Origin of the sequence: Streptomyces sp. XY431 (assembly GCF_001279805.1) — a bacterium.
In the GTDB taxonomy this organism is placed as follows: Bacteria; Actinomycetota; Actinomycetes; order Streptomycetales; family Streptomycetaceae; genus Kitasatospora; species Kitasatospora purpeofusca.
Genome location: NZ_LGDO01000503.1, coordinates 1 through 23,645 on the forward strand (window position 1 = coordinate 1; position 23,645 = coordinate 23,645).

A 23,645-nucleotide genomic window follows, 5' to 3' on the forward strand; every position below is an offset into this window, starting at 1 on the left:
GTCCGGCGGGGGCACCATGACGGGCGTGCCCTTGGGGGGCTCCGGGGTTTCGGCGGCGGGCGTGGCGGCGGGGGTGCCGAGGATGCCGAAGGGGTCGAAGTCCGGGGGCGGCACCATGACGGGCGTGCCCTTGGGCGGTTCCGGGCTCTCGGTGGCGGGCGCGGCGGCGGGGGTGCCGAGGATGCCGAAGGGGTCGAAGTCCGGCGGAGGCACCGTCACGGGGGTGCCCTTGGGCGCGGCGGGCGCGTCCTCGGGGATCAGGATCGGCTGCGCCGGGGTCGGGTCGGCGACCGGGGCGAAGGGGTTGAAGTCGGCCGGAGGGACGCGGACCGGGGTGCCGCGCAGGTGCACCGGGAGTTCGGCGGCCTCGTCCTCGGCGGCGGAGCCGGGCCCGGCGGCGGCGACCCGGGGCAGGTCGGTGACGGGCGGCAGGTCGGTGACGGGAGGCGTCGGAGGCGCCACCGGGGCCGCGGCGGGCATCGGCGGGGCCGCGACGGGGGCCTGGTGCGCCGCCGGGTGCGCGACCGGCGCCGGTTCGGCGGCCGGGACGAGGAGCACGGTGGCGGCGGGCAGCTGGGCGGCGGGGAGCGGCGCGGTCGGAGCGGCGGGGACGCCGTCCCAGCCGAACTGCACGGACTTCAACAGCTCGGCGAAGACGTCCGTGTACAGCTCCCAGTCCTGCGGCTGGGCGGTGGTCAGCTGGACGCAGAGCACCGAGGCGCCGTCCGGCAGCGGGACGAACGCCTCGACCACCGAGGTGACCGCCCAGCGGCGCACCCCGTCGGCGGCCAGCGGGCCCGGGACGGGCACACTGCGGCCCTCGACCAGGACGGCCGCCGGCCCGGCGGGCAGCAGCACCGTCCACACCTCGGCGTGCCGCCGCACGGTGGCGAGCTCGGTGGCCAGGCCGGTGATCGGCAGCGGGTGGCGGGCCAGCGAGACGACCAGTGTCGCGTCGGCCGCCCTGCCGTCCACCTGGACCGCCGCGACGCCCGCGTAGACGGCGCCGGAGGCGGTGACGACATCGGCCAGGGCGGCGGCGATCAGCGCGAACTCGCGGCGGTCGGCCGGGGCGGTGCCGCTGAACAGCTCCTCGGCGGTCTCGGCCAGGTGGGCCGTCAGCTCGGCGGCGGCCGCGCCGGTGGCCGGGGCGATCCCGAGGCCGGCCGGGATGCCGTCCACGGGGCCGGTGGACACCGTGCGGGCGGAGACCCCGGGCGGGCCGCCGGGCGCGGTGAGGGCGTGGAAGCCGGGCGGGACCACCAGTCGGACCTCGGCTCCCGCGCCGGTCGGCAGCTCGACCGGCTGCCGGGTCTGTTGCCCGGCCGCGAGGGCGGCCAGCGGCGCGGCGAACGCGGGGCGGAGCTTGGGATCGGCGGGCTCGCCGGTCACCGGGAGGTCGAAGTGCCCGGCGGTGAGGGCCTCCGGGGAGCCGCCCGCCGCGCCCCGGACCGGGCCGGCGGCGCCGTAGCGGGCCAGCAGCCCGCCGATCGCCAGCGGGGCGAGCGCGGCACCGCTGCCGGGGCGGGCGGTGCCGGCGGTGACCACGGTGCCGAGCCGGCCGACGGCGGTGTGCACCGGGCCGTTGGGCGCCAGCGGCAGCTGGAACAGGGCCTCGGTGGCCGGGTGCGCGGTGGACCGCAGCTCCGTCAGCACGGCCGCGGGGTGGCGCGAGGCGCGGGCGTCGAAGAGCGCGTCGGTGAGGCTGCCGAGCGTCGCGGAGACCCGCTCCGCCGCCGCGAAGGGAGTCGCCTCCGCGCTGAACTGGCCGTCCTGGGTCAACTGTTGAGCCCCCCGCTCTGCTCGCTGTGCGTTCGCTGGTCCGGATCCCGGCCCGAGGGTGCCCGGCGGGCCGTCGGATCCGTGCACATTCCTATCAGAGGCCGCCGACGCGGCAGAACCGGCCGCCCGCGGTGCGGCCCGCGTTCAGACCTGCTCCCGGGGCTCCTCCGGCGCCGGCGGGACGGCCAGGACGGCCAGGGTGTCGGCCAGGCCGGGGACGGCGAGCAGGCCCGCGAGGTCGCGGACCAGCTTCCCGGTCGGGCCGTCCGGCCGCTCCCCGGCGAAGAAGCCGGCCAGCTCGGCGGCGAGCGCGGGCTCCCGGGCGGCGGTCAGAGTGAGCGAGGCGACGAACTCCTGCACCAGGTGCAGCTGCAGCTCCTCCAGCGGCACCGAGCGGTCGGCCAGCCACTCCAGCGAGGTGATCTCGGCGTTGGCGATCCAGGCCCGGACGGTCAGCCGCAGCCCCGGGCTGGGCGAGGGGAGCGCCAGGTGGCCGAGGATCTGCTCGTGCGCGGCCTTGCGGACCTCGTCGATCACCGCCGAGGTGTTGGTGCTGGCGGTCACCGAGCCGCCGCGCAGCAGTGCGGCGAAGCCGGGGCCGTGGCTCTGCACGAAGTCCAGGTAGCGGCCCATCACCCGGTACAGCCGCTCGGACAGCGGGCCGTCGGCCGGCTCCTCGAACCGGGCGGACAGCTCCTGGCCGGCCCGCCGCAGCGACTCCTCGTAGATCGCCTGCTTGCCCGGGAAGTAGTGGTAGACCAGCGGGCGGGAGGCGCCCGCGGCGGCGGCGATGTCGTCGATCGACACCTCCTCCGGCGGGCGGTGGCTGAACAGCTCCAGCGCGACGGCGATCAGCTGCTCGCGCCGCTCGTCGACGCTCAGCCGCCGGCGCGGCCGCCCGGCCTTGCCCGCCCCGGTCTTTCCCGCCCCGGCCTTATCCGCTCCGACCGCCCCGACCGCTCGGCCCGCCTCGACCACCTCGCCCGCCGGTTCCGGTGTGCCGGACCGCGCGGACCGCCCGGCGCGCTCCGGACGGTCGCCGCGCGCGGGCGCGGAGGAGGGGGCCGACGGCGTGCGGGATGCCATGCGCGCCACCCTATCGGCCCGGGTCAGGCGCGGTCAGGGCCGGTGGTGCTCCAGGTAGCGGCGGTACGCCTCGAGGCCGTCCGGGACGAACTCGTCCCGGGCCAGGCGTTCGGCCAGCTCGTCCGGGGTCAGCCAGGCGTGCCAGGCCACCTCGGACTCCTGCGGGTCCACCGGGCCGTCCCACTCGGCCTCGTGCACATCGGACCACCAGGAGAGGCCGTCGCCCCGGAAGACGAAGCGGAACAGCGGGCGCGGGACGATCCCGGTCACGCCCAGCTCCTCCTCGGCCTCCCGGACGGCGGCCTCCTCGTACGTCTCGCCGGCGCCCACCACGCCGCCGACGAACATGTCGTGGGCGCCCGGCGCGAACAGCTTGGTGTCGGTGCGCCGGTGCACGAAGATCCGCCCGGCCGGGTCGCGGACCAGGACGAAGACGCACCGGTGCAGCAGCCCCCGCCGGTACACCTCCCCGCGTGTCTCGGTCCCGATCACCCGGTCGTGCTCGTCGACGACGTCCAGCAGCTCTTCGGAAGGTGAGGTCATGACCGACAGGTTAGGGTTTCCGGGCGATTCACGGACACACGAACGATGGACGTACGAACGACCGACGAGGACGGGGACGGCGCGCGGTGGTGGAGATCTGGGGCGAGACGGCCGACGGCTTCGAGCCGGTGCGGGAGGCCTTCGCCCGCAACTTCCGGGACCACGGCGAGCTCGGCGCGGCGTTCGCGCTGTACGTACGGGGCCGGAAGGTGGTCGATCTGTGGGGCGGCGACGCCCGGCCGGAGGTCGGCGGCCGGCCGGCGCCGGCGGTGCCGTGGACGGCCGACACCGCGCAGGTGCTGCGCTCGGTCACCAAGGGCCTGACGGCGACCACCGCGCTGCTGCTCGCCGAGCGCGGACAGCTCGACCTGGACGCCCCGGTCGCCTCCTACTGGCCGGAGTTCGCGGCGGCCGGCAAGGGCGGGGTGCCGGTGCGCTGGCTGCTGTCGCACCAGGCGGGCGTGCCCGCGCTGGACGTGCCGCTGCGGCTGGAGGACGTGCTCACCTGGGAGCGGGCGGCGGCCGCGGTGGCCGCCCAGCGGCCCGCCTGGGAGCCGGGGACCGCGCACGGCTACCACCCGTACACCTTCGGCTGGCTGGTCGGCGAGGTGGTGCGCCGGGTCGCCGGACGGACCGTCGGCCAGTACTTCGCCGAGGAGATCGCCCGGCCGCTCGGCCTCGACCTGTGGATCGGGCTGCCGTCCGGCGCCGCGCCCCGGGTCGGCCGGCTGGTCGACCTGCCCGCGCCGGCCTCGGCCAGGACCGGGCCGAGCGGCCTGCGGCTGCGCCCCAAGCAGTCGGTCCGGGACGCCTACCAGGACCCGGCCTCGCTGACCGCGCGGGCCTTCGCCTCGGTACGCCCGGGGGTGGACCTCAACGACCCGGCGGTGCAGGCCGCCGAGATCCCCGGCGCGGGCGGGATCGGCACCGCGCGCTCGGTGGCGCGGTTCTACGCGGCGCTGGTCGGCGCGGCGGACCGGTACGGCAGCGGCGGCGGGACGCTGCCGCCGCTGCTCGGCCCGGAGGTGCTGGCCCGGGCGGTCGGGCCGGTGGTGAGCGGCCCGGACCGGGTGCTGATCGTCAACTCGACCTTCGGGCTGGGCTTCTTCCGGCACAGCCCGACCGCGCTGATGGCCTCGCCGGCCAGCTTCGGGCACCCCGGCCGGGGCGGTTCGCTGGGCTTCGCCGATCCCGGACTCGGGATCGGCTTCGGCTACGTCACCAACGGCATGCAGCCCGGGGTCACCGGGGACGTCCGCTCCCGCGCGCTGATCCGGGCGGTGCGGGAGTCGCTCGGGGTGTCCTGACGCTCGGGGCGTCCTGACCCGCCCCGGCCGTCCCCGGTGACCTGGCGCCGGGGTCAGGCCTGGCCGGTCTCGAAGCGGCCGATCCGGCCGTGCTCGACGGTGAAGCGCCAGGCGGTGCGCATCTCGCCCCAGGTCTCGTTGCGGAAGTCGGCGACCAGTGCCCGGCCGCCGTCGGACTCGGAGCGGACCTCCATATGGCCGCGCACGGTGAAGATCTCCCGGTCGATCCAGTCCTGGAGGTCGCGGTCGGAGCCGTCGTCGGACATCGTGGCGTCGGGGGTCAGCAGGTCGACGAAGGCCTGCCGGTCGCCCGCGTTGATCGCGGTGACGGCGGCGCGCACGGTCGGGTCGGTCAGTTTGGCGGTGGCGATGGCCATCCGGTCTCCCAGGAGTCGAAGCGATGGGGACTCCTGTTTAGGGCGTCGGACGGGACTCGCCGCGCATGTCGGCGGCGCGTCGGAGATTTCCGGTGATTCATGTGCTTACATCCCGATACGGGTGATTTGCCCTCAGGGGTCCCCGAGACCGGGCCACGGGGAGTGGCGTACGGAGTGGGAAGTCGGCCGGACCGACTTCCCACTCCGCGTTCCGGCCCCGTCGGCAGTGCGGGGGCCGGTCGGTCAGAACAGGCCCAGGGCCTGCGGGGAGTAGCTGACCAGGAGGTTCTTGGTCTGCTGGTAGTGCTCCAGGAGGGCCTTGTGGTTCTCCCGGCCGATGCCCGAGTTCTTGTAGCCGCCGAAGGCGGCGTGGGCCGGATAGGCGTGGAAGCAGTTGGTCCACACCCGGCCCGCCTGGATGGCGCGGCCCGCCCGGTGGGCGGTGGTGCCGTTGCGGGTCCAGACGCCGGCGCCGAGGCCGTACTGGGTGTCGTTGGCGAGCGCTATCGCGTCGTCGAAGTCCTCGAAGCGGGTGACCGCGACGACCGGGCCGAAGATCTCCTCCTGGAAGATCCGCATCCCGTTGACGCCCTCGAAGACGGTCGGCGTCACGTAGTAGCCGCCGGCCAGCGCGCCCCCGAGGTCGGCCCGCTCGCCGCCGGCCAGCACCTTGGCGCCCTCGGCCTGGCCGATCTCGATGTAGGAGAGGACCTTGCGCAGCTGCTCGTCGCTGGCCTGCGCGCCGACCTGGGTCTCGGTGTCGAGCGGGTTTCCCTGGCGCATCGAACGGACCCGCTCCAGGCCGTCCGCGAGCAGCCGGTCGTAGATCGAGGACTCGATCAGCGCCCGGCTCGGACAGGTGCAGACCTCGCCCTGGTTGAGGGCGAACATCGCGAAGCCCTCGACCGTCTTGTCGTAGAAGGCGTCCCGCTCGGCGGCGACGTCGGCGAAGAACAGGTTGGGGCTCTTGCCGCCCAGCTCCAGCGAGACCGGGATGAGGTTGCCGCTGGCGTACTGCGAGATCAGCCGGCCGGTGGTGGTCTCGCCGGTGAAGGCGATCTTCCGGATCCGGTCGCTGGAGGCCAGCGGGCGGCCGGCCTCCAGGCCGTAGCCGTTGACCACGTTGAGCACGCCCGGCGGCAGCAGGTCGGCGGTCAGTTCGACCAGCAGCAGGACGGAGGCCGGGGTCTGCTCGGCGGGCTTCAGCACGACCGCGTTGCCTGCCGCAAGGGCCGGGGCGAGCTTCCAGACCGCCATCAGGATCGGGAAGTTCCACGGGATGATCTGGCCGACCACGCCCAGCGGCTCGTGGAAGTGGTACGCCACCGTGTCCTCGTCCAGTTGGGAGAGGCCGCCCTCCTGGGCGCGCAGCGCGCCGGCGAAGTAGCGCAGGTGGTCGACCGCGAGCGGCAGGTCGGCGCCCAGGGTCTCGCGGACCGGCTTGCCGTTCTCCCAGCTCTCCGCGACGGCGAGCCGTTCGAGGTTCTGCTCGATCCGGTCGGCGATCCGCAGCAGGACCTGGGCGCGTTCGGCGGGCGCGGTGCGGCCCCAGGCCGGGGCGGCGGCGTGGGCGGCGTCGAGGGCGGCCTCGATGTCCTCGGCGGTGCCGCGGGCGACCTCCGTGAAGACCTCGCCGGTGACCGGGCTGGGGTTCTCGAAGTACTGGCCGAGGACCGGTGGTGTCCATCGGCCGCCGATCCAGTGCTCGTAGCGGGGGCGGTACTCGACGATGGATCCGGGCTGTCCGGGGGGCTGGTAGACCGGCATGCTCTGGTGCCTCCTCGCGCTGTCGGGGCGCCGCACCGGCGCGTGGGCCGGGCGGCGCGCCGGGCCGTGCAGGGCGGCCCGGCGGAGGGTACGGACACACACGCGGGTCGGGCGTGCCCCGCTCCGGGGGGCGCCCGCCGAGCAGCACCCTAACCGGCGGGCGGCCGGTTCGGCTACGGTCCGTACGGCGCCCGTCCACGGAGGGTGGCGCATTCCGGCCGCCGAGCTTCGGCCGCGGGCCCTGCGGGTGACCCCGCCCCGAGGCGCTCGCATACGAGCGAGCGACTTGCCGTCAGGCCTCCTGGTAGCGGCCCGTGCGGCGCTCCCAGCTCAGGTAGCCGGCCAGCCAGGTGACCAGGCCGTCGGCGTAGCGCTGGGCGACGATCCGCTCGACCCGGGCCAGCCCCAGCTCCCGGTACACGTCGGGGAGCCGCTCGTACAGCTCGCGGCAGCGCTCGGCCATCAGCTGGGCCTCGGCCATCACCACCGCGCAGGCCGACTCGGCCGAGCAGTCCCGCTCCCGCTGGACGATCATCACCAGGTTGTTGACGTCGCCGCGCGGAGCCTCCAGCGGGAACGACCGGACGTCGTTGGTGAGCGAGGGGATGTCGGCGGCGAGCTGGCGGATCTGACGCAGCACCGGGTGGTGCAGGACGGCCGGCGGGACCTCGAAGTGGCCGAGTCGCTCGACCATGTCGAAGATGGTCTCCATCGCGGCGGTGCCGCGCCGCAGTACCTGGTAGCCGGCCCGGTCGGGCGGCCGCGGGCTTATCCGGCCGGCCGCCTCCGCGGGGTGGCTGGCCAGGTAGTACTCCCAGTTGTACGCGGCGCGCGCCTGCCAGCGGGCCGGCATGCCCTGGACGCTGCGCTGCCAGAGGTCGGCGAACGCGGTTTCCACGGGGGAGTTCCGGTCGGGCCGGGCGCCGTGCAGGACGGCCACCAGCCGGTCGCAGATGGGGGCGACCTCGGCGGGGCGGCGGCCGAGCGGGCCGTCGAACTGGTCGTCGAAGAGGAAGTAGAAGCCCATGAGGTCGGCGGCCAGGGCCAGTTCGTCCGGCCCGGCGTCGGGGTAGCCGAGGGCGGCGAGGTCGACGACCTCCCAGTGCGCGTAGGACGGGTGGGTCGGGTCGGCCAGCAGCGGGTGGCGGGTGAGCCAGGCGCGGTGCAGTTCGGTGGCGTACGGCCCGTGGGCACTGCGACGGTACGGGAACGGAATCTGAAGTGAGGTGTCGTCAGACATCGGACTCCCGGAGCTGCGGAGGGTGGGGGCGCTTAAGGTATTGCTGCTGTCGGTGGGGGAGTTGGGGTTGCGCGGCCGGTTGGTGACGGATTGGCACGACATGATCAACTTGGCCTGCGGGCCGTAGAGTATCCGATGCAATGATCCGACGTTAGGGATATAGGGCAATTGCCCTCGGCAAGCTCGCCGAACCCTCGATCTCGGCCCCCGCCTGCGTGAATGCGCTCCACCACACCCCGGGCGGCGCTACTCTCGGCTCCACGGGCAGGGAACAGCGAGGCGGAGGCGCGACGGTGACCGAGCGGGACAGCGAATTCCGGGCGGAGGCGACGACCGGCGCGCGGGAGGCGGAAGGCGCCCCCAACCGGGTCAGGTTGCGTGACCGTGACGCCGAACTCCGTTCCGCCGAGGCGGCGGTGGACAAACTCTGCCGCGACTTCGCGGCCGGCGGCACCGAGATCGGCGAACTCCTCACCTTCTCCGGCCGCCCCGGCATCGGCAAGACCAGCCTGCTGCACGAGGTCCGCCGGATCGCCAAGCTGCGCCCCAATGCCACCGTGCTGTTCGCCCGTGGCGGCGAGCGCCAGTTCAACGAGCCGTACCACGTGCTGCGCCAGCTCCTCCAGCCGGTGCTCGGCGGCCTCGGCGCCGGCGAGTTCCGCCAGGTGATGGGCACTTGGGAGGAGGTCGTCGGCCCGGCCATGGGCCTCAAGCAGCCCAAGAAGGGCGCCCGCCGGCTCGACCCGCAGGGTGTCCGGGACGGCCTGGACTTCGTCCTCACCCAGCTCGCCCCGCGCCGCGCCCCGCTGGTGATGCTCGTCGACGACCTGCACTGGGCCGACCTCGAATCCCTCAGCTGGCTGGCGCAGTTCGCCGTCCGGGCGCGCGAACTGCCGGTGCTGCTGGTGTTCGCCTACCGCGACGACACCGCCGACTGGCAGCAGGAGTCCCAGGACCACCACCGCGCCGTCGCCTCGCTGGCCACCCGTCGGCACGAGTTGAGCCGGCTCTCGCTGGTCGCCGTCACCGACATCATCCGCGCCGAGCTGGGCGACCGGGCCGAGGACGCCTTCTGCTACGAGTTCTGGAACGTCGTCAACGGCAATCCGTTCGAGGCCGTCGCCCTGCTCGACCAGGTCCGCGACCAGGAACTGGACCCGGTCGAGGAGAACTCGCTCCAGCTCCGCGAACTCGCCGTCGACGCCACCGGGATGACCCTCAAGTCCTGGCTGGACCGGCTCGGCGCGGCCACCCTGCGGTTCGCCTGGGCCGCCGCGATGCTCGGCACCGACATCCGGCCCGACCTCGCCACCCGGATCTCCGCCCAGTCCACCGAGGGCGCCCGCGAGTCCGTCAAGGAACTGCGCAAGCAGCGCGTCCTGACCGTCACGCCGAACGGCAACCTCGAATTCGTCCACCCGCTGATCGCCAGCTCGATCTACAACACCATGCCCGAGGCCACCCGGACCGGGATGCACGGCGTGGCCGCCGCCGAGATCGAGAACGCCGGGCTCGGCCTGCTCGCCGCCTCCCGCCACCTGGTGGAGACCTTCGCGGGCGAGGGCGACGACCGCACGGTGCGCAAACTCCGCCGGGCCGCCTCCGAACACCTGCTGATCGGCGCGCCGGAGGCCGCCCAGCGCTGTCTGCACCGCGCGCTCGCCGAACCGCCGGACGACCAGGACCGCGCCGAGGTGCTCTACGAGCTGGGCTGCTCGGCGCTGCTGACCGACCCGGTCGCCACCGTCAACCAGCTGAAGCTCGCGCTCGACCCGGAGGAGGGACCGCTGCGCCCCTCGCTCCGGGTGGACGCCACCTTCCGGCTCTCCGAGGTGCTGGCGCACAGCGGCGAGCTGCGCCAGGCCGCCCTGGTCTGCCAGCAGGAGGCCGAGCACACCTTCGGGGACCCGGCGCGCCGGCTGCGGCTGGAGGCCGCGTCGTTCATGTGGCACGCCTTCCGCAAGTCCGAGGAGGACGGGCCGGCCCGCTCCGCCCGGCTGGGCGCCCTGTGCGACAGCCTCACCGGGCGCGAGGCCGCCGACCGGGCGGTGCTGGCGCTGCGGGCCTGGGACCTCACCCTGCGCGGCGCGCCCTCGACCGAGGTGCTGCGGCACGCGGACGACGTGCTGGACAACGGGCGGCTGCCGAAGGGTCTCGGCTGGACCGACAACATCTGGGGCTTCGAGCTGCCCGCCACGCTCGGCCTCGCCTACACCTACAACGACCGGATCGCCCAGGCCGAGCGGCTGTTCTCGGACGCCATCGTCCAGTTCGAGGTGGCGGGCTGGTCCGGTGCCCACCGGGGCTTCGCCTACTTCCTGATGGGCCTGGCCCGGTTCCGGCGCGGTCTGCTCGCCGAGGCCGAGGACTTCCTGCGCCGCGCGCTGCGGCTCTCCGAGCGGATCGGGTCCAAGCTGCCGCTGGCCTGGGACGCGGTCGGCGTACTGATCGACACCCTGATCGCCCGCGGCCGCAGCCAGGAGGCCTGGGAACTCGCGCTCGGCTTCGGCTTCCACCCGCCGTACCACGCCACCGCGATGGTGCTGCCGGACGCCGCCTCGCTGTACGGCAAGCTGCTGCTCGCCGTCGGCCGGCCCGCCGGTGCGGCCGCCGCGCTCACCGAGGCCGGAGCGCAGCTGGACATCCGGGGCTGGCACAACACCGTCTGGGCGCCCTGGGCCGCGCACCTGGCCATCGCGCTCGCCGAGGACGAGCCGGAGCGGGCCCGCGAATACGCCCGCCGTTCGGTCGCCGACGCGGAGCGGTTCGGCACCGCCTCGGCGATCGGGACGGCGCTGCGGCTGCACGCCCAGATCGAGGACGGCCAGCAGGCGGTCGAGCTGCTGGAGCGGGCGGTGGCCCACCTCGGCCAGTCGCCGGCCGGCTACGAGCACGCCGTGGCGCTGGTCGACCTCGGGGCCGCGCTGCGCCGGGTCGGCCGGCTGGAGGACGCCCAGGAGTACCTGTACCAGGGCATCGAGCTGGCCCAGCACTGCGCCGCGGACGGACTGGTCGACCGGGCCCGGCGCGAGCTGGCCAACTACGGCCTGCGGCCGAACCGGCTGGGCGACGTGCGGGAGACGCTCAGCCAGCCCGAGTGGGACGTCGCCGAGCTGGCCGTCCGGGGTGTGCCGCCGCAGCGGATCGCCGACCGGCTGGCGCTGCCGCTCAGCCTGGTCAACCGGCGGCTGGCCGCGGTCTACCGCAAGGCGGGCAGCGGGCCCGACGGTCTGGCCGCCGCCCTCGGGCTGGCGCCGGAGCAGCGGGCGGTGGAGCCGTGGGCGCCGGAGCCGCGTGACGGCTCGGACCCGGTGGAGCCCCTGGCGCTTCCGGAGCTCCGGGCGCGTCCGGAGCTTCCCGAGCGGCCGGACCGGCCCGACCGGCCCGACCGCCTCTGACGGTTCCGGGCCCGGGTGGACCGGACCCCCGGCGCCCCCGGCACGCAGGCCGCCGCGCGGGCGGCGCGCGCGGACCCGATGAGCGCCCGGCCACCCCCGCAGCTGACTAGGCTTGACGCCGACCCGGGCCCGTACGGGGGCCGGGCGGTACCCCGGTCAAGGGTGGGCACGCACCCCGTGGCCCGCCAGTGAGGAGCAGGTCATGGCGACGCCCCCGGCGAACGGGTCGCGGACCACCAGCGTGCGGCGCGAGCCCCTGGACCCCTCGGGCGCGGGCTCCGCGATCGAGCGGTGGACGCTGCGGGCCGGCCCGTACGAGGCGAGTGTGCTCACCCTCGGCGCCACCCTGCACACCCTGGTCGGCCCCGACCGGGACGGCCGCCCCGGCCAGGTGCTGCTCTCCAGCGACCGGATCGCCGACATCCTCGGCCCGGCCCGCCACTACGGCACCGTGGTCGGCCGGTACGCCAACCGGATCGCCGACAGCCGGGTCGCCCTCGACGGCGAGGAGCACCCGCTCGCCCCGACCAGCGGCGGGGTCACCCTGCACGGCGGCCCGGACGGCTTCGCCAACCGGATGTGGGCGGCCGAGGAGCTGCCCGACGGCGTCCGGCTGCGGCTGCACAGCCCGGACGGCGACCAGGGCTTCCCGGGCGCGCTGGACGTCACCGTCGACTACACCCTCGACGCCTCCGGCGAGCTGGCGATCCGCTACCACGCGGTGACCGCCGCGCCGACCGTGGTCAACCTCACCAACCACGCCTACTTCAACCTGGGCGGCGAGGGCTCCGGGGACGTGCTCGGCCATCTGCTCACCCTGGACGCCGACGGGTACACCCCCGCCGACGGGCGGCAGATCCCGTACGGGCGGATCGAGCCGGTGGCCGGCACGCCGTTCGACTTCACCTCCGCCCGGCCGATCGGCAAGTCCGTGCACGACGAGCACCCGCAGCTGACCGGCCCCGGCGGCTACGACCACAACTGGGTGCTGCGCCCCCGCCCGGCGGACGGTGCCCCGGCCCGGGCTGCGCGGCTGGAGGACCCGGTCAGCGGGCGGACCCTGGAGGTGCTGACCACCGAGCCGGGGATCCAGGTCTACACGGCCAACGGCTTCCGGGGCGCGGTCAGCGGCGCGAGCGGGGTGCCGTACGGGCCGTTCTCCGGGGTCGCGCTGGAGACCCAGCACTTCCCGGACTCCCCGCACCACCCGGACTTCCCGAGCACCGTGCTGCGGCCGGGGGAGGAGTTCCGTTCGACCACGGTGTTCCGGCTCGGCACCACCGGCTGACGGGGGCGCTGCAAGAGCCTTTCACCACGGAGGGTGGCCCCGGCGGCAGCTGTCGACCGGGGCGAACCGGACAAAGCGCCACAACTCACTTGCCTGTCAACTACCGTGCGGCAACGTGAAGGACACGTGGGTGTAACGATCGCTTTTTCTTGCAGAAACTTGCTGCAAGGGCTTTCCGCGACTGTTGCCCCGCTGTTAACTTCCTTCCCGAGCCCGGCGGCAGCAACGGTGCGGTCGGCGCGAGGCAAGGCAGCCATTATGCGCCTGTCTCCCACTATTTCGGGCACCCCCACCCTCCAAGGAGTTCTCATGCGGCGTGGCATCGCGGCCTCTGCCCTCGTTGTGGCCCTCGCGGTCTCGATGGCTGCCTGTGGCAGCAGCGGCTCCAGCTCGGACGGCAAGGCCGACGGGCCGGTCACCCTCACCTACTGGGACACTTCGAACGCCACCAACGAGGCGCCGAACTACCAGGAGCTCGTCAAGAAGTTCGAGGCGGCCAACCCGAACGTCAAGGTCGACTTCGTCAACGTGCCGTTCGACCAGGCGCAGAACAAGCTCCAGACCGCCATGGGGGCCAAGGGCGCGCCGGACGTGTTCCGTTCCGAGGTCGGCTGGACCGCCGCCTTCGCCAAGGCCGGCTACCTGGAGCCGCTGGACGGCACCCCGGCCGCCGCCGACTCCGCCAAGTTCCAGCCCAGCCTGATCCAGCAGGCGAGCTACCAGGGCAAGCTCTACGGCGTGCCGCTGGTCACCGACACCCTCGGCCTGCTGTACAACAAGGAGATCTTCGCCAAGGCCGGCATCACCGCCGCCCCCACCACCTGGGACGAGCTGAAGACCGTCGCCGCCACCGTCAAGGACAAGGCCGGCGTGGACGGCTTCTGGCTGAAGGCCGCCGACGGCTACTACGCGATGCCGTTCCTGTTCGGCGAGGGCACCGACACCGTCGACGCCAAGGGCAAGAAGATCACCGTCGCCGGCCCCGAGGCCGTCAAGGGGATCGAGACCTACAAGTCGCTGTTCACCGCGCCCGGCACCGCCAAGGCCGACGTCACCACCGACGCCTACGCGCACATGATGGACGCCTTCAACAGCGGCAAGGTCGCGGCGATCGTCCAGGGCCCCTGGGAGATCACCAACATCTACAAGGGCTCGGCCTTCGCCGACAAGGCCAACCTCGGCATCGCCCCCGTCCCGGGTGGCTCGGCCGGCAAGGGCGGCGCCCCGACCGGCGGCCACAACATCTCCGTCTACGCCGGTGCCGACCAGGCCCACAAGGCCGCCGCGGAGAAGTTCGCCGCCTTCATGACCTCGGCCGAGAGCCAGGCGTTCATCGCGCAGAAGAACTCCACCCTGCCGACCCGCGACGACGCCTTCACCCCCGAGGTCAAGGCCGACCCCGGTATCGCCGGCTTCCAGTCCGTGCTGTCGAGCGCCAAGCCGCGCCCCGAACTGCCCGAGTACAGCTCGCTGTTCGCCTCGCTGGGCACCAACCTCGGCAAGGTCGTCCAGGGCACCTCGACCCAGGACGGTCTGAACACCGTCGCCACCGACTACGCCAAGCTCCTCCCGGGCTTCGCCAAGTAGTCCATCTCCCGCAGCCGTCCGGCCCGCCGACCCCCGGCGGGCCGGGCGGCCGGACCCGTAGCAGCAGTCGCCGAAGCGAGGCGGCGGACCTCCCCGAGAAGGTGTCGAAAATGTCAGTCGCCGTGCAGGGCGCCACCGGCCAGGGCAGCCGGCAGCGCGATCCGGGTCCGGGCCTGATGGAGCGCCTCAAGCGCTCGTACGCCAAGCACTGGTACGCCTACGCGATGATCGCACCGGTCGTGCTCGTCCTCGGCGTCCTGGTGCTCTACCCGCTCGCCGAGGGACTCTGGCTCACCCTCACCGACGCCAACAGCCTCAACTCGGCCAGGAAGATCGGCGTCAACGAGATCCCGGCGAGTTATCACTTCGTCGGCCTCGACAACTACGCCGACATCCTCTGGGGCCCCGGCTCCTACGACCGCTTCTGGTCGCACTTCGTCTGGACCATCGCCTGGACCGCCCTCTGCGTCGGCCTGCACTACACCATCGGCCTCGGCCTCGCCCTGCTGCTCAACCAGAAGCTCCGCGGCCGCGCCGTCTACCGGATGCTGCTGATCCTGCCCTGGGCCGTGCCGACCTTCGTCACCGTCTTCTCCTGGCGGCTGATGCTCGCCGACGGCGGCGCCGTCAACGGCCTGCTCTCCGCGCTGCACCTGCCCGAGCCCGGCTGGCTGGACGACCCGCTCGCCCAGAAGGCCGCCGCCGTCCTGGTCAACACCTGGGTCGGCGTGCCGTTCATGATGATCTCGCTGCTCGGCGGCCTCCAGTCGATCCCGGCCGAGCTGTACGAGGCCGCCGAGATGGACGGCGCCACCGCCTGGCAGCGGTTCCGCCACGTCACCCTGCCCGGGCTGCGCACCGTGTCCTCGACCGTCGTGCTGCTCGGCGTGATCTGGACGTTCAACCAGTTCGCCGTCATCTTCCTGCTGTTCGGCGCCAACGGCGCGCCGGACGCCCAGCTGCTGGTCACCTGGGCCTACCGGCTCGGCTTCGGCCAGCAGCCCCGGGACTACGCGCAGTCCGCCGCCTACGGCGTGATCCTGCTCTCCATCCTGATCGTCTTCACCGGCTTCTACCGCCGCTGGCTCGCCCGCAACGAGCGCGCGAACGGCTGACCCGGCGAACCGCACGACCACGAAGGAGGCACCCCGATGAGCACCACCACCGACCGACCCACCCCCCGCGCCGCAGCCCGCACCGCGGCCCCCGCCGCCCGGCCCGCCAAGGTCCGCGGCCGCGGCGAGAGCGGACCGCTCGCCAAGACCCTGATGCACGGCGCGCTGATCCTGGCCAGCCTGGTCGCCCTGTTTCCGGTGGCGTGGATCCTCTACGTCTCGCTCGGCCCGGACAAGACCGACTACCTGCACCCCGGCGCGATCCTCGACAAGATCACCTTCTCGAACTACCGCACGGTGCTGTTCGACACCGACTTCATGAGCTGGTTCGGCAACGCCTTCCTGGTCTCCGGCGTCACCACCGTGTTCGGCGTGATGATCGCCGCCTCCACCGGCTACGCCGTCTCCCGGATGCGCTTCCCCGGCCACAAGCCGCTGATGTGGTCGCTGCTGGTCACCCAGATGTTCCCGATCGCGGTGCTGATCGTGCCGATGTACACGATCCTCTCCCGGCTCGGCCTGCTGGACAGCTACCTCGGCCTGATCCTGGTCTACTCGACCACCACCGTGCCGTACTGCGGCTGGCTGCTGAAGGGCTACTTCGACACCATCCCGGTGGAGATCGACGAGGCCGGCCGGGTCGACGGGCTCTCCCCGTTCGGCACCTTCTGGCGGCTGGTGCTGCCGCTCGCCCGCCCGGGCCTGGCGGTCGCCGCCTTCTACTCCTTCCTCACCGCCTGGGCCGAGGTCGCCTTCGCCTCCACCTTCATGCTCAGCTCCGACAAGTACACGCTGGCCGTCGGCCTGCAGACCTTCGTCAGCGAGCACGACGCCCAGTGGAACCTGATGGCCGCCACCGCGGTGCTGATCGCGATCCCCTCCTCGGTCCTCTTCTACCTGGTGCAGCGCCACCTGGTGACCGGGCTGACCGCTGGCGCCTCGAAGTCCTGACCGGCCGACGGCCTCACCCACCGACCGCTCCGCCTCCTAGTCCCAAGGGATACCGTCCATGACCCAGAACCTGGCCGACACCTCCCGGCCCGCCGCCGACGCCACCGCTCACGAGGCCGGTGCCGGCGCGGACAGAGGCTGGTGGCGGGACGCGGTCATCTACCAGGTGTACCCGCGCAGTTTCGCCGACTCCAACGGCGACGGCATGGGCGACCTGCCCGGCATCCGCAGCCGTCTGCCCTACCTGCGCGACCTCGGCGTGGACGCCGTCTGGCTCTCGCCGTTCTACGCCTCCCCGCAGGCCGACGCCGGTTACGACGTCGCCGACTACCGGGCGGTGGACCCGATGTTCGGCACCCTGCTGGACGCGGACGCGCTGATCCGCGACGCCCACGCGCTGGGCCTGCGGATCATCGTGGACCTCGTCCCCAACCACTCCTCCGACCAGCACGAGTGGTTCCAGCGTGCCCTGCGCGAGGGTCCTGCGTCCCCGCTGCGCGAGCGCTACCACTTCCGTCCCGGCAAGGGCGAGAACGGCGAACTGCCGCCCAACGACTGGGAGTCCATCTTCGGCGGCCCGGCCTGGACCCGCTCGGAGAACCCCGACGGCACCGCCGGCGACTGGTACCTGCACCTGTTCGCCCCCGAGCAGCCCGACTTCAACTGGGACAGCCCGGCCGTCGCCGACGAGTTCCGCTCCATCCTGCGGTTCTGGCTGGACATGGGCGTCGACGGCTTCCGGATCGACGTCGCCCACGGCCTGGTCAAGGCCCCCGGCCTGCCCGACCTCGGCGGCGGCGACCAGCTCAAGCTGCTCGGCAACGACGTCATGCCGTTCTTCGACCAGGACGGTGTGCACGAGATCTACCGCAGCTGGCGCAAGATCCTCGACGAGTACCCGGGACAGCGGATCGGCGTCGCCGAGGCCTGGACCCCGACCGTCGAGCGCACCGCCAACTACGTCCGCCCCGACGAGCTGCACCAGGCCTTCAACTTCCAGTACCTGGGCACCTCCTGGGACGCCGCCGAGCTGCGCGCGGTGATCGACCTCTCGCTCGACTCGATGCGCCCGGTCGACGCCCCCACCACCTGGGTGCTCTCCAACCACGACGTCACCCGGCACGCCACCCGGTTCGCCAACCCGCCCGGCCTCGGTACCCAGATCCGCACCCCCGGTGACCGCGCGCTCGGCCTGCGCCGCGCCCGTGCCGCGACCCTGCTGATGCTCGCCCTGCCCGGCTCCGCCTACGTCTACCAGGGCGAGGAGCTCGGCCTGCCGGACGTCACCGACCTGCCCGACGAGGTCCGCCAGGACCCGTCCTTCTTCCGCCAGGCCGGCCAGGACGGCTACCGCGACGGCTGCCGGGTCCCGATCCCGTGGTCCGGCGCCGAGGCCCCGTACGGCTTCGGCCCGGACGCCGGCGGCCCGTCCTGGCTGCCGCAGCCCGCCGAGTGGGCCGCACTCAGCGTCGAGGCGCAGACCGGCGACCCGACCTCCACCCTGGAGCTGTACCGGTCCGCGCTGGCCCTCCGCCGGGACACCGCCGACCTCGGCGCCGGCCGGGAGGTCGAGTGGCTGGAGAGCCCCGAGGGCACCCTGGCCTTCCGCCGCGGCTCCTTCGTCTGCACCGTCAACACCACCGGCGCCCCGGTCCGGATACCCGCGCCCGGCCGGCTGCTGCTGACCTCCGCCGGCGCCGACCCCCGGGTCGTCGACGGCGAGGCGCTGCTGGCCGCGGACAGCACCGACTGGTGGGCGGTCTGACGTGGTTGCAATAGGCTCTGGGACCGTGACTACGGCGCGACTCTCAGACATCGCGGCGCAGGCGGGGGTCAGTGAGGCCACCGTCTCCCGCGTGCTCAACGGCAAGGCGAACGTCTCCGCCGCCACCCGGCAGACCGTGCTGGCGGCGCTGGACGTGCTCGGCTACGAGCGGCCGACCCGGCTGCGCCAGCGCAGTGCCGGGCTGATCGGACTGATCACCCCGGAACTGAGCAATCCGATCTTCCCGGCGCTGGCCCAGGTGATCGAGCAGGCGCTGAGCCGGCACGGCTACACGCCGGTGCTCTGCACCCAGACCCCCGGCGGCTCCACCGAGGACGAGCTGGTCGAGATGCTGGTCGACCGGGGCGTGGCGGGCATCGTCTTCGTCTCGGGCCTGCACGCCGACAGCACCGCCGACCACGACCGCTACGCCCGGCTGGCCGGGCGCGGGGTGCCGTTCGTGCTGATCAACGGCTACAGCGAGAAGATCGACGCGCCGTTCATCTCGCCGGACGACCGGGCCGCGATGTGGATGGCCGTCCAGCACCTGGCCGAACTCGGCCACGAGCGGATCGGGCTGGCCGTCGGGCAGCGGCGGTACGTGCCGGTGCTGCGCAAGATCGAGGGCTTCACGGCGGCCCTGCGGGAGGTGCTCGGGCACACCCGGGAGGAGGCCGAGGAGCTCGTCCGGCACACGCTGTTCAGCGTGGAGGGCGGGCACGCGGCGGCCGGGGCGCTGCTGGACAAGGGCTGCACGGCGATCGTCTGCGGCAGCGACATGATGGCGCTCGGCGCGATCCGGGCAGTCCGTCAGCGGGGCCTGGCGGTGCCTCAGGACGTCTCGGTGGTCGGCTTCGACGACTCGCCGCTGATAGCTTTCACCGAGCCGCCGCTGACCACGGTCCGCCAGCCGGTGGAGGCGATGGCCAACGCGGCCGTGGACGCCCTGCTGGAGGAGGTCGGCGGGAACGCCGTCCAGCGCGGGGAGTTCATGTTCCAGCCGGAGCTGGTGATGCGCGGCTCGACCGGGGGCCGCGCGCGCTGAGGAGACATCACGAGGGACACCACGAGGGGCCCGGGAGCGAACCGCTCCCGGGCCCCTCGGCGTTCCGCTCAGCCCTCCTGGACGATGGGCCGGTCCGGGGTGACCCGGTGGCCGTCGGCGGCGTCACCGGTACGGGTCCCGGTACGCCGGCCCCGCTCCAGGAAGTCGCGGAGGATCAGTTCGACGGCGTCCTGCGGGTTCTTGGTGCCGGACAGCATCATCGCGTCGATGGCGAGATTGGCGTCGAGCGAGACGGTGACCTGGGCCATGGTGACTCCTCCTCGGGTGCTGAGCAGCAGCATGCCCGCCGGGACGGGCTTTGACCATGACTGTCCGGGACCGTGGTCGCGGCGGTGCCGCAGGCGGGCACGCCTCGGCCCCCGGGGGGAGGAGCGACGACTCTCCCCGGGGGCCAGGTGCTACCGGATCAGACCCGGCCGGCGAAGTCCGGAGCCCAGTTGGCGACGGTCTGGACCCGCACGCCCGAGCTCGGGTTGGCGGCCTCGACGTACTTGCCGTCGCCGACGTAGAGCGCGACGTGGTAGACGCCGGAGTCCTGGCCGTTGTTGGACCAGAACAGCAGGTCGCCGGCCTTGAGCGAGTCCAGCGAGACGTGCGTGGACGCGGCGGCCTGGTCGGCGGCGACGCGCGGGACGGAGACGCCCGCGGCGCGCAGCGCGGCCTGGGTCAGGCCGGAGCAGTCCCAGCCGCCGTTGCCGGTGCCGCCGTAGACGTAGGCCTGGCCGACCTTCGACTGGGCGAAGGAGACGGCGGCGGCCATGCTGCCGGTGGCGGCCGGGGCGGGGGCCGGGGTCTCGGCCTTCGCGGCGGGCTCGGCGGCCGGCTTGGCGGCGGTCCCGGAGCCGTTCTGCGCGTCCTTGGCGCGGTTGAACCAGTCGAAGCCCTGGCCGGACTTGTCGGCGGCCGGGGCCTTCGCCTCGGCGCGGTCGCCGAGGGTCAGGTGCTGGCCCGGGTAGATGCTGTGCGGGCCCTCGGCCAGGGTGGCGCGGTTGAGCTCGTACAGCCGCTCCCAGCCGCCCTGGACGTTGTTCTTGTCGGCGATGGAGGAGAGCCAGTCGCCGGCGACCACGGTGTAGTCGGCGGAGGCATCCTGGCCCGCCTGGCGGTGCCACTTCTGCCAGTCCTGGGCGCCGGTGCGCTGCTGGGCGGCGTCGGAGGCGGCCGGGGCCGGGTTCTCGGGCTCGGCGGCGGGCTTGGCGGCCGGGGCCGGGGTCTTGGCGGCCGGTGCGGCGGCGGCCGAGGTGTCCACGGCGGCGGGGGTGCCGCCCTTGGTCAGACCGGCCTGGACCGAGCAGACCGGCCAGGCGCCGGGGCCCTGCACCGCGAGCACCTTCTCGGCGATCGCGATCTGCTGGTCCTTGGTGGCGAGGTCGGCACGGGCGGCGAAGGCGGTGCCGCCGAACCCGGCCCAGGTGGAGTTGGTGAACTGGAGGCCGCCGTAGAAGCCGTTGCCGGTGTTGATGCTCCAGTTGCCGGTGCTCTCGCACTGGGCGACCTTGTCCCAGGTGGCGACGGAGGCGGCCGAGGCGGTGCCGGCGGTGAGGCACGGAACGGTGAGGCCGATGCCCGCGACGCCGAGGGCGGCGATCGCGCGGCGGGTGCGGCCGGACAGACGGGTGCCGTTGGTGGGCAGCATGAAGACGTGGTCCTCTCCCACGCCTGCGAGGTGAGCTGTCGGATTCGGGCCGGAGTAGCCCGGCCGCGCTGTGGACGCGGCTTCACCCCTAGCCCGGGTCCGGTCCGTGGACCGGTCCTGGGCGAACTACCTGTGGTTCCCCCGCTCCTGCCGTGATGTATTGCGCTGCCAGCACGCCCGACGGCAGGACTCGGCGTCGCGGACGGGCTGGGTCCGTGTGGCCACGAACGGGGAGCACGTTAAGCAGAGGCGGCTTCAAACCGCAAACATGTGTGATGACCGTCACAGTTTACGAAAGCCGTGCTGAACCGCTGTCCTTCATGATCAGAAATGACCGATTTCCGGCAACGCCCGTCATGGCCAACACAACTGCCTATGCTTCAGAGTGTCGGCACCATGCCGGCGCCGACGCAGCCGCCCGGGGGGAGGGCTACGCACCGATGGGCATCGACGAGGAGTCGGACGCCGCCCGTCCGGCCGCCAGGCCACGCGGGGCGCATCGCAGGGCAAAACATCGCAGAGCGGACATCCCGCCCGAACCACCCCGAACTCCCGTAAGCCGCCGCGCATTACTGCGCTGGCTGGCCGTCGGCACCGCCTTCGCGGCGATCAGCGGCGAGGAGGTCCTGCGCCGCTCGCTGACCGGCGAGACCCGGCTGGTCACCCCGGCCGCCGTCGTCGGCACCGACCCGCCCGGGGCGGCCGCCCCGATGGGCCAGGACGGCGGCCACGGCGCCGCCCCGCCGGCCGCCACCGCCGCCCCGGGCACCGGACCGCCCGAGCAGCCCGCCCCCGCGCCCACCGTCGACCAGGGCGGCCGCCGCTGGTCCGACCGGGCCGGCTGGGGCGGCAGCCCGCCCGGACCGCGCAGCGCCGTCCGGATCACCGACAAGGTCCTGCTCGACACCGACGCCGAGGTCGGCTCCCTGCTGGTCGAGCCGGGCGGCAGCCTCACCTTCGCCGCCGACCGCACCCTCACCCTCGCCGCCGCGGGCAACGTCGAGATCCGCGGCGCCCTCGCCCTCGCCCCCGACGGCGACCGGGTCCACACCCTCCGCTTCCCCGCCGTCGACGAGAAGCGCTTCCAGGGCGACGGCATGAAAGTGGTCGACACCGACGTCGGCCTCTGGGTCACCGGCGCCGGCTACCTGCGGCTGGACGGCGCCGCCAAGACCGCCTGGGTCCGTGCCGAGCGTGAGCTCAGGGCCGGCGACACCGTCGTCGACCTGGCCGCCCCGCCCGCCGGCTGGCTGCCCGGCGACGAACTGGCCGTCACCCCGACCGGCCCGCCCGACCAGGACGGCTTCGCCGCCGCCTACGACCTCGTCACCGTCCGGTCCGTCAGCGGAACCACCGTCACCCTGACGACCCCTCTCAAGTACCCGCACCCCAGGGTCGCCGCCGGAGGGGGCGTCACCGTCGGCGCCGAGCTGCTCAACCTCACCCGCAGCGTCCGGGTCGAGGGCAGCGCCAAGGGCCGCGCCCACGTCCACCTCACCAGCACCCGCCGGGCCGACGTCCGGCACACCGCGCTGCGCTGGGTCGGGCCGCGCGCCGACACCAAGGAGACCTGGCGCGGCCCGGACGGCACCGCTCCCGTCACCGCGCCGGTGCTCGGCCGGTACGGGCTGCACTTCCACCGGCTCGGCGACGCCACCCGGGGCACCGTGGTCGAGGGCGTGGTCGTCCGCGACGCGGGCAGCCACGCCTTCGTGCCGCACGCCAGCCACGGCATCACCTTCCGCAGCTGTGTCAGCCACGAGACCTGGGAGGACGCCTACTGGTGGGACGGCCCGCTGGACACCCGCACCCCCCAGCAGCCCTCCGACGACATCGTCTACGAGTCCTGCGTCGCCTCCCGCACCCTGCTCGAACCCAACCCCCGGGCCTACCGGCTGACCGGCTTCAACCTCGGCGCGGGCACCGGCGGCAAGGCCGTGGACTGCGTCGCCGTCGGGGTGCAGGGCGCCACCGGAGCCTCCGGCTTCGAGTGGCCGGAGAACAGCGAGGGCGTCTGGACCTTCCAGCGCTGCCTGGCCCACAACAACCTCCAGGACGGCATCTTCGTCTGGCTCAACGCCCAGCGGCACCACGTGGTCACCGAGTTCGCCGCCTACCACAACGGCGGCTGGGGCATCGAGCACGGCGCCTACCTCAACGACTTCGACTACACCGCGAGCGTGCTGTACGGCAACGCGGGCGGGGGAGTGGCGCTGCACGCGCTCGGCCGGGACCGGGGCAGCAACTTCGACGGGCTGCTGATCGACGCCGCCGGGCACAGCGACTTCGCGGTCTCCACCGCCCGGCACGAACTCGCCGGGGAGTCGGTCACCTTCAGCCGCAGCCGGTTCACCGGCTACCGCAGGGCCGGGATCGCCTTCCGCGCCGGGGCCGACGGCAGACCGGACGACGTGCTGGTGCTGGACTGCGAGTTCGACGGCAACGAGCTCTGGCTGGACCCGGAGGCCGGGGCGCCCAAGAACATCCTGCTGCGCCGGGCCGGAACGACCGAGGTGCTCCAGGTCCGCAGGGCGGGCGAGGAGGGCACCGAGCGGCCGCAGTGGAACGCGGTCGCCGCGTCGGTGCCGACCCTGGCGGGCCAGTCCCGGCCGGTGCAGGTGCCGGGACTCAGGCTGAAGGACGCGGCCGCGCCCACCACCCGGGTGGGGCGGTGACGGTGCCGCGCCGCTGCCGGGTGCCGTCGGCGGACGCGCGGCGGGCCCGGAACGGAAGTGCC

The 23,645-nt window shown here is 73.7% G+C and carries 17 protein-coding genes and 1 riboswitch; of the genes, 9 read left to right on the forward strand and 8 right to left on the reverse strand.

What is annotated here, in order from left to right; genetic code table 11:
- The 3 genes from ADK60_RS45330 to ADK60_RS36215 form a co-directional block, all read right to left on the reverse strand.
- On the reverse strand, nt 1-1,782 hold a 1,782-nt coding region (locus ADK60_RS45330; protein WP_502687477.1), incomplete at its 3' end, for a hypothetical protein.
- Between the two features lie 144 nt (nt 1,783-1,926).
- Nucleotides 1,927-2,868 (reverse strand): TetR/AcrR family transcriptional regulator, encoded by a 942-nt coding sequence (locus ADK60_RS36210; RefSeq protein WP_079008990.1) that lies wholly within the window; start codon nt 2,866-2,868, stop codon nt 1,927-1,929.
- A 33-nt stretch (nt 2,869-2,901) separates the two neighbouring features.
- On the reverse strand, nt 2,902-3,411 hold the full coding sequence (locus ADK60_RS36215) for an NUDIX hydrolase (protein WP_045942942.1): 510 nt from the start codon (nt 3,409-3,411) through the stop codon (nt 2,902-2,904).
- Nucleotides 3,412-3,497: 86 nt separating this feature from the next.
- On the opposite strand from ADK60_RS36215, the gene ADK60_RS36220 reads away from it, so the two are divergent.
- Nucleotides 3,498-4,718 carry a serine hydrolase domain-containing protein gene (locus ADK60_RS36220; protein WP_053651084.1) on the forward strand — a complete coding sequence of 407 codons (1,221 nt, stop codon included), beginning with the start codon at nt 3,498-3,500 and terminating at the stop codon, nt 4,716-4,718.
- Between the two features lie 53 nt (nt 4,719-4,771).
- Here the strand turns inward: ADK60_RS36220 and ADK60_RS36225 are convergent, their stop codons facing one another.
- From ADK60_RS36225 to ADK60_RS36235, 3 genes are all read right to left on the reverse strand, one after another.
- Nucleotides 4,772-5,095 (reverse strand): nuclear transport factor 2-like protein, encoded by a 324-nt coding sequence (locus tag ADK60_RS36225; RefSeq protein ID WP_045942940.1) that lies wholly within the window; start codon nt 5,093-5,095, stop codon nt 4,772-4,774.
- 243 nt (nt 5,096-5,338) lie between these two features.
- On the reverse strand, nt 5,339-6,862 hold the full coding sequence (gene exaC, locus ADK60_RS36230; RefSeq protein ID WP_053651085.1) for an acetaldehyde dehydrogenase ExaC: 1,524 nt from the start codon (nt 6,860-6,862) through the stop codon (nt 5,339-5,341).
- Nucleotides 6,863-7,154: 292 nt separating this feature from the next.
- Nucleotides 7,155-8,102 (reverse strand): terpene synthase family protein, encoded by a 948-nt coding sequence (locus ADK60_RS36235; protein ID WP_053651086.1) that lies wholly within the window; start codon nt 8,100-8,102, stop codon nt 7,155-7,157.
- 293 nt (nt 8,103-8,395) lie between these two features.
- On the opposite strand from ADK60_RS36235, the gene ADK60_RS36240 reads away from it, so the two are divergent.
- From ADK60_RS36240 to ADK60_RS36270, 7 genes are all read left to right on the forward strand, one after another.
- The gene (locus ADK60_RS36240; RefSeq protein WP_053651087.1) at nt 8,396-11,500 is read left to right on the forward strand and encodes an ATP-binding protein; all 3,105 of its coding nucleotides are present in this window, start codon (nt 8,396-8,398) and stop codon (nt 11,498-11,500) included.
- Between the two features lie 202 nt (nt 11,501-11,702).
- Nucleotides 11,703-12,788: an aldose epimerase family protein gene (locus tag ADK60_RS36245; RefSeq protein ID WP_053651088.1), complete on the forward strand. Its 1,086-nt coding sequence runs from the start codon at nt 11,703-11,705 to the stop codon at nt 12,786-12,788.
- Between the two features lie 309 nt (nt 12,789-13,097).
- Complete coding sequence (locus tag ADK60_RS36250) at nt 13,098-14,375, forward strand: extracellular solute-binding protein (RefSeq protein ID WP_053651089.1); 1,278 nt, start codon at nt 13,098-13,100, stop codon at nt 14,373-14,375.
- A 110-nt stretch (nt 14,376-14,485) separates the two neighbouring features.
- Entirely contained in the window at nt 14,486-15,490 is a 1,005-nt protein-coding gene (locus tag ADK60_RS36255; protein ID WP_053651090.1) for a carbohydrate ABC transporter permease, read from the forward strand.
- Nucleotides 15,491-15,526: 36 nt separating this feature from the next.
- Nucleotides 15,527-16,441, forward strand: a complete 915-nt coding sequence (locus tag ADK60_RS36260) for a sugar ABC transporter permease (RefSeq protein ID WP_045942932.1) — start codon at nt 15,527-15,529, stop codon at nt 16,439-16,441.
- Nucleotides 16,442-16,499: 58 nt separating this feature from the next.
- The gene (locus ADK60_RS36265) at nt 16,500-18,206 is read left to right on the forward strand and encodes a glycoside hydrolase family 13 protein (RefSeq protein WP_053651091.1); all 1,707 of its coding nucleotides are present in this window, start codon (nt 16,500-16,502) and stop codon (nt 18,204-18,206) included.
- Between the two features lie 25 nt (nt 18,207-18,231).
- Nucleotides 18,232-19,251 (forward strand): LacI family DNA-binding transcriptional regulator, encoded by a 1,020-nt coding sequence (locus tag ADK60_RS36270; protein WP_199839833.1) that lies wholly within the window; start codon nt 18,232-18,234, stop codon nt 19,249-19,251.
- A 68-nt stretch (nt 19,252-19,319) separates the two neighbouring features.
- Here the strand turns inward: ADK60_RS36270 and ADK60_RS36275 are convergent, their stop codons facing one another.
- Both ADK60_RS36275 and ADK60_RS36280 read right to left on the reverse strand, forming a co-directional pair.
- Nucleotides 19,320-19,520 carry a hypothetical protein gene (locus tag ADK60_RS36275; RefSeq protein ID WP_045942929.1) on the reverse strand — a complete coding sequence of 67 codons (201 nt, stop codon included), beginning with the start codon at nt 19,518-19,520 and terminating at the stop codon, nt 19,320-19,322.
- Between the two features lie 158 nt (nt 19,521-19,678).
- Entirely contained in the window at nt 19,679-20,929 is a 1,251-nt protein-coding gene (locus ADK60_RS36280; protein ID WP_159400723.1) for a transglycosylase family protein, read from the reverse strand.
- A riboswitch (cyclic di-AMP (ydaO/yuaA leader) is annotated at nt 20,916-21,083 on the reverse strand. It overlaps the preceding gene by 14 nt.
- 265 nt (nt 21,084-21,348) lie before the next feature.
- Between ADK60_RS36280 and ADK60_RS36285 the strand changes: the two genes are divergently transcribed.
- A complete protein-coding gene (locus ADK60_RS36285; protein ID WP_053651093.1) occupies nt 21,349-23,583 on the forward strand; it encodes a hypothetical protein in 2,235 nt (744 codons plus the stop codon).
- Nucleotides 23,584-23,645 lie beyond the last annotated feature (62 nt).

Excerpts from the sequence above, each read along its gene's own strand:
- ADK60_RS36235 (WP_053651086.1), bottom strand. The coding sequence starts at position 8,102 with ATGTCTGACGACACCTCACTTCAGATTCCGTTCCCGTACCGTCGCAGT.
- ADK60_RS36215 (WP_045942942.1), bottom strand. The coding sequence starts at position 3,411 with ATGACCTCACCTTCCGAAGAGCTGCTGGACGTCGTCGACGAGCACGAC.
- ADK60_RS36265 (WP_053651091.1), top strand. The coding sequence starts at position 16,500 with ATGACCCAGAACCTGGCCGACACCTCCCGGCCCGCCGCCGACGCCACC.
- ADK60_RS36250 (WP_053651089.1), top strand. The coding sequence starts at position 13,098 with ATGCGGCGTGGCATCGCGGCCTCTGCCCTCGTTGTGGCCCTCGCGGTC.
- ADK60_RS36210 (WP_079008990.1), bottom strand. The coding sequence starts at position 2,868 with ATGGCATCCCGCACGCCGTCGGCCCCCTCCTCCGCGCCCGCGCGCGGC.
- ADK60_RS36245 (WP_053651088.1), top strand. The coding sequence starts at position 11,703 with ATGGCGACGCCCCCGGCGAACGGGTCGCGGACCACCAGCGTGCGGCGC.
- exaC (WP_053651085.1), bottom strand. The coding sequence starts at position 6,862 with ATGCCGGTCTACCAGCCCCCCGGACAGCCCGGATCCATCGTCGAGTAC.
- ADK60_RS36285 (WP_053651093.1), top strand. The coding sequence starts at position 21,349 with ATGGGCATCGACGAGGAGTCGGACGCCGCCCGTCCGGCCGCCAGGCCA.
- ADK60_RS36255 (WP_053651090.1), top strand. The coding sequence starts at position 14,486 with ATGTCAGTCGCCGTGCAGGGCGCCACCGGCCAGGGCAGCCGGCAGCGC.
- ADK60_RS36260 (WP_045942932.1), top strand. The coding sequence starts at position 15,527 with ATGAGCACCACCACCGACCGACCCACCCCCCGCGCCGCAGCCCGCACC.
- ADK60_RS36275 (WP_045942929.1), bottom strand. The coding sequence starts at position 19,520 with ATGGCCCAGGTCACCGTCTCGCTCGACGCCAATCTCGCCATCGACGCG.
- ADK60_RS36225 (WP_045942940.1), bottom strand. The coding sequence starts at position 5,095 with ATGGCCATCGCCACCGCCAAACTGACCGACCCGACCGTGCGCGCCGCC.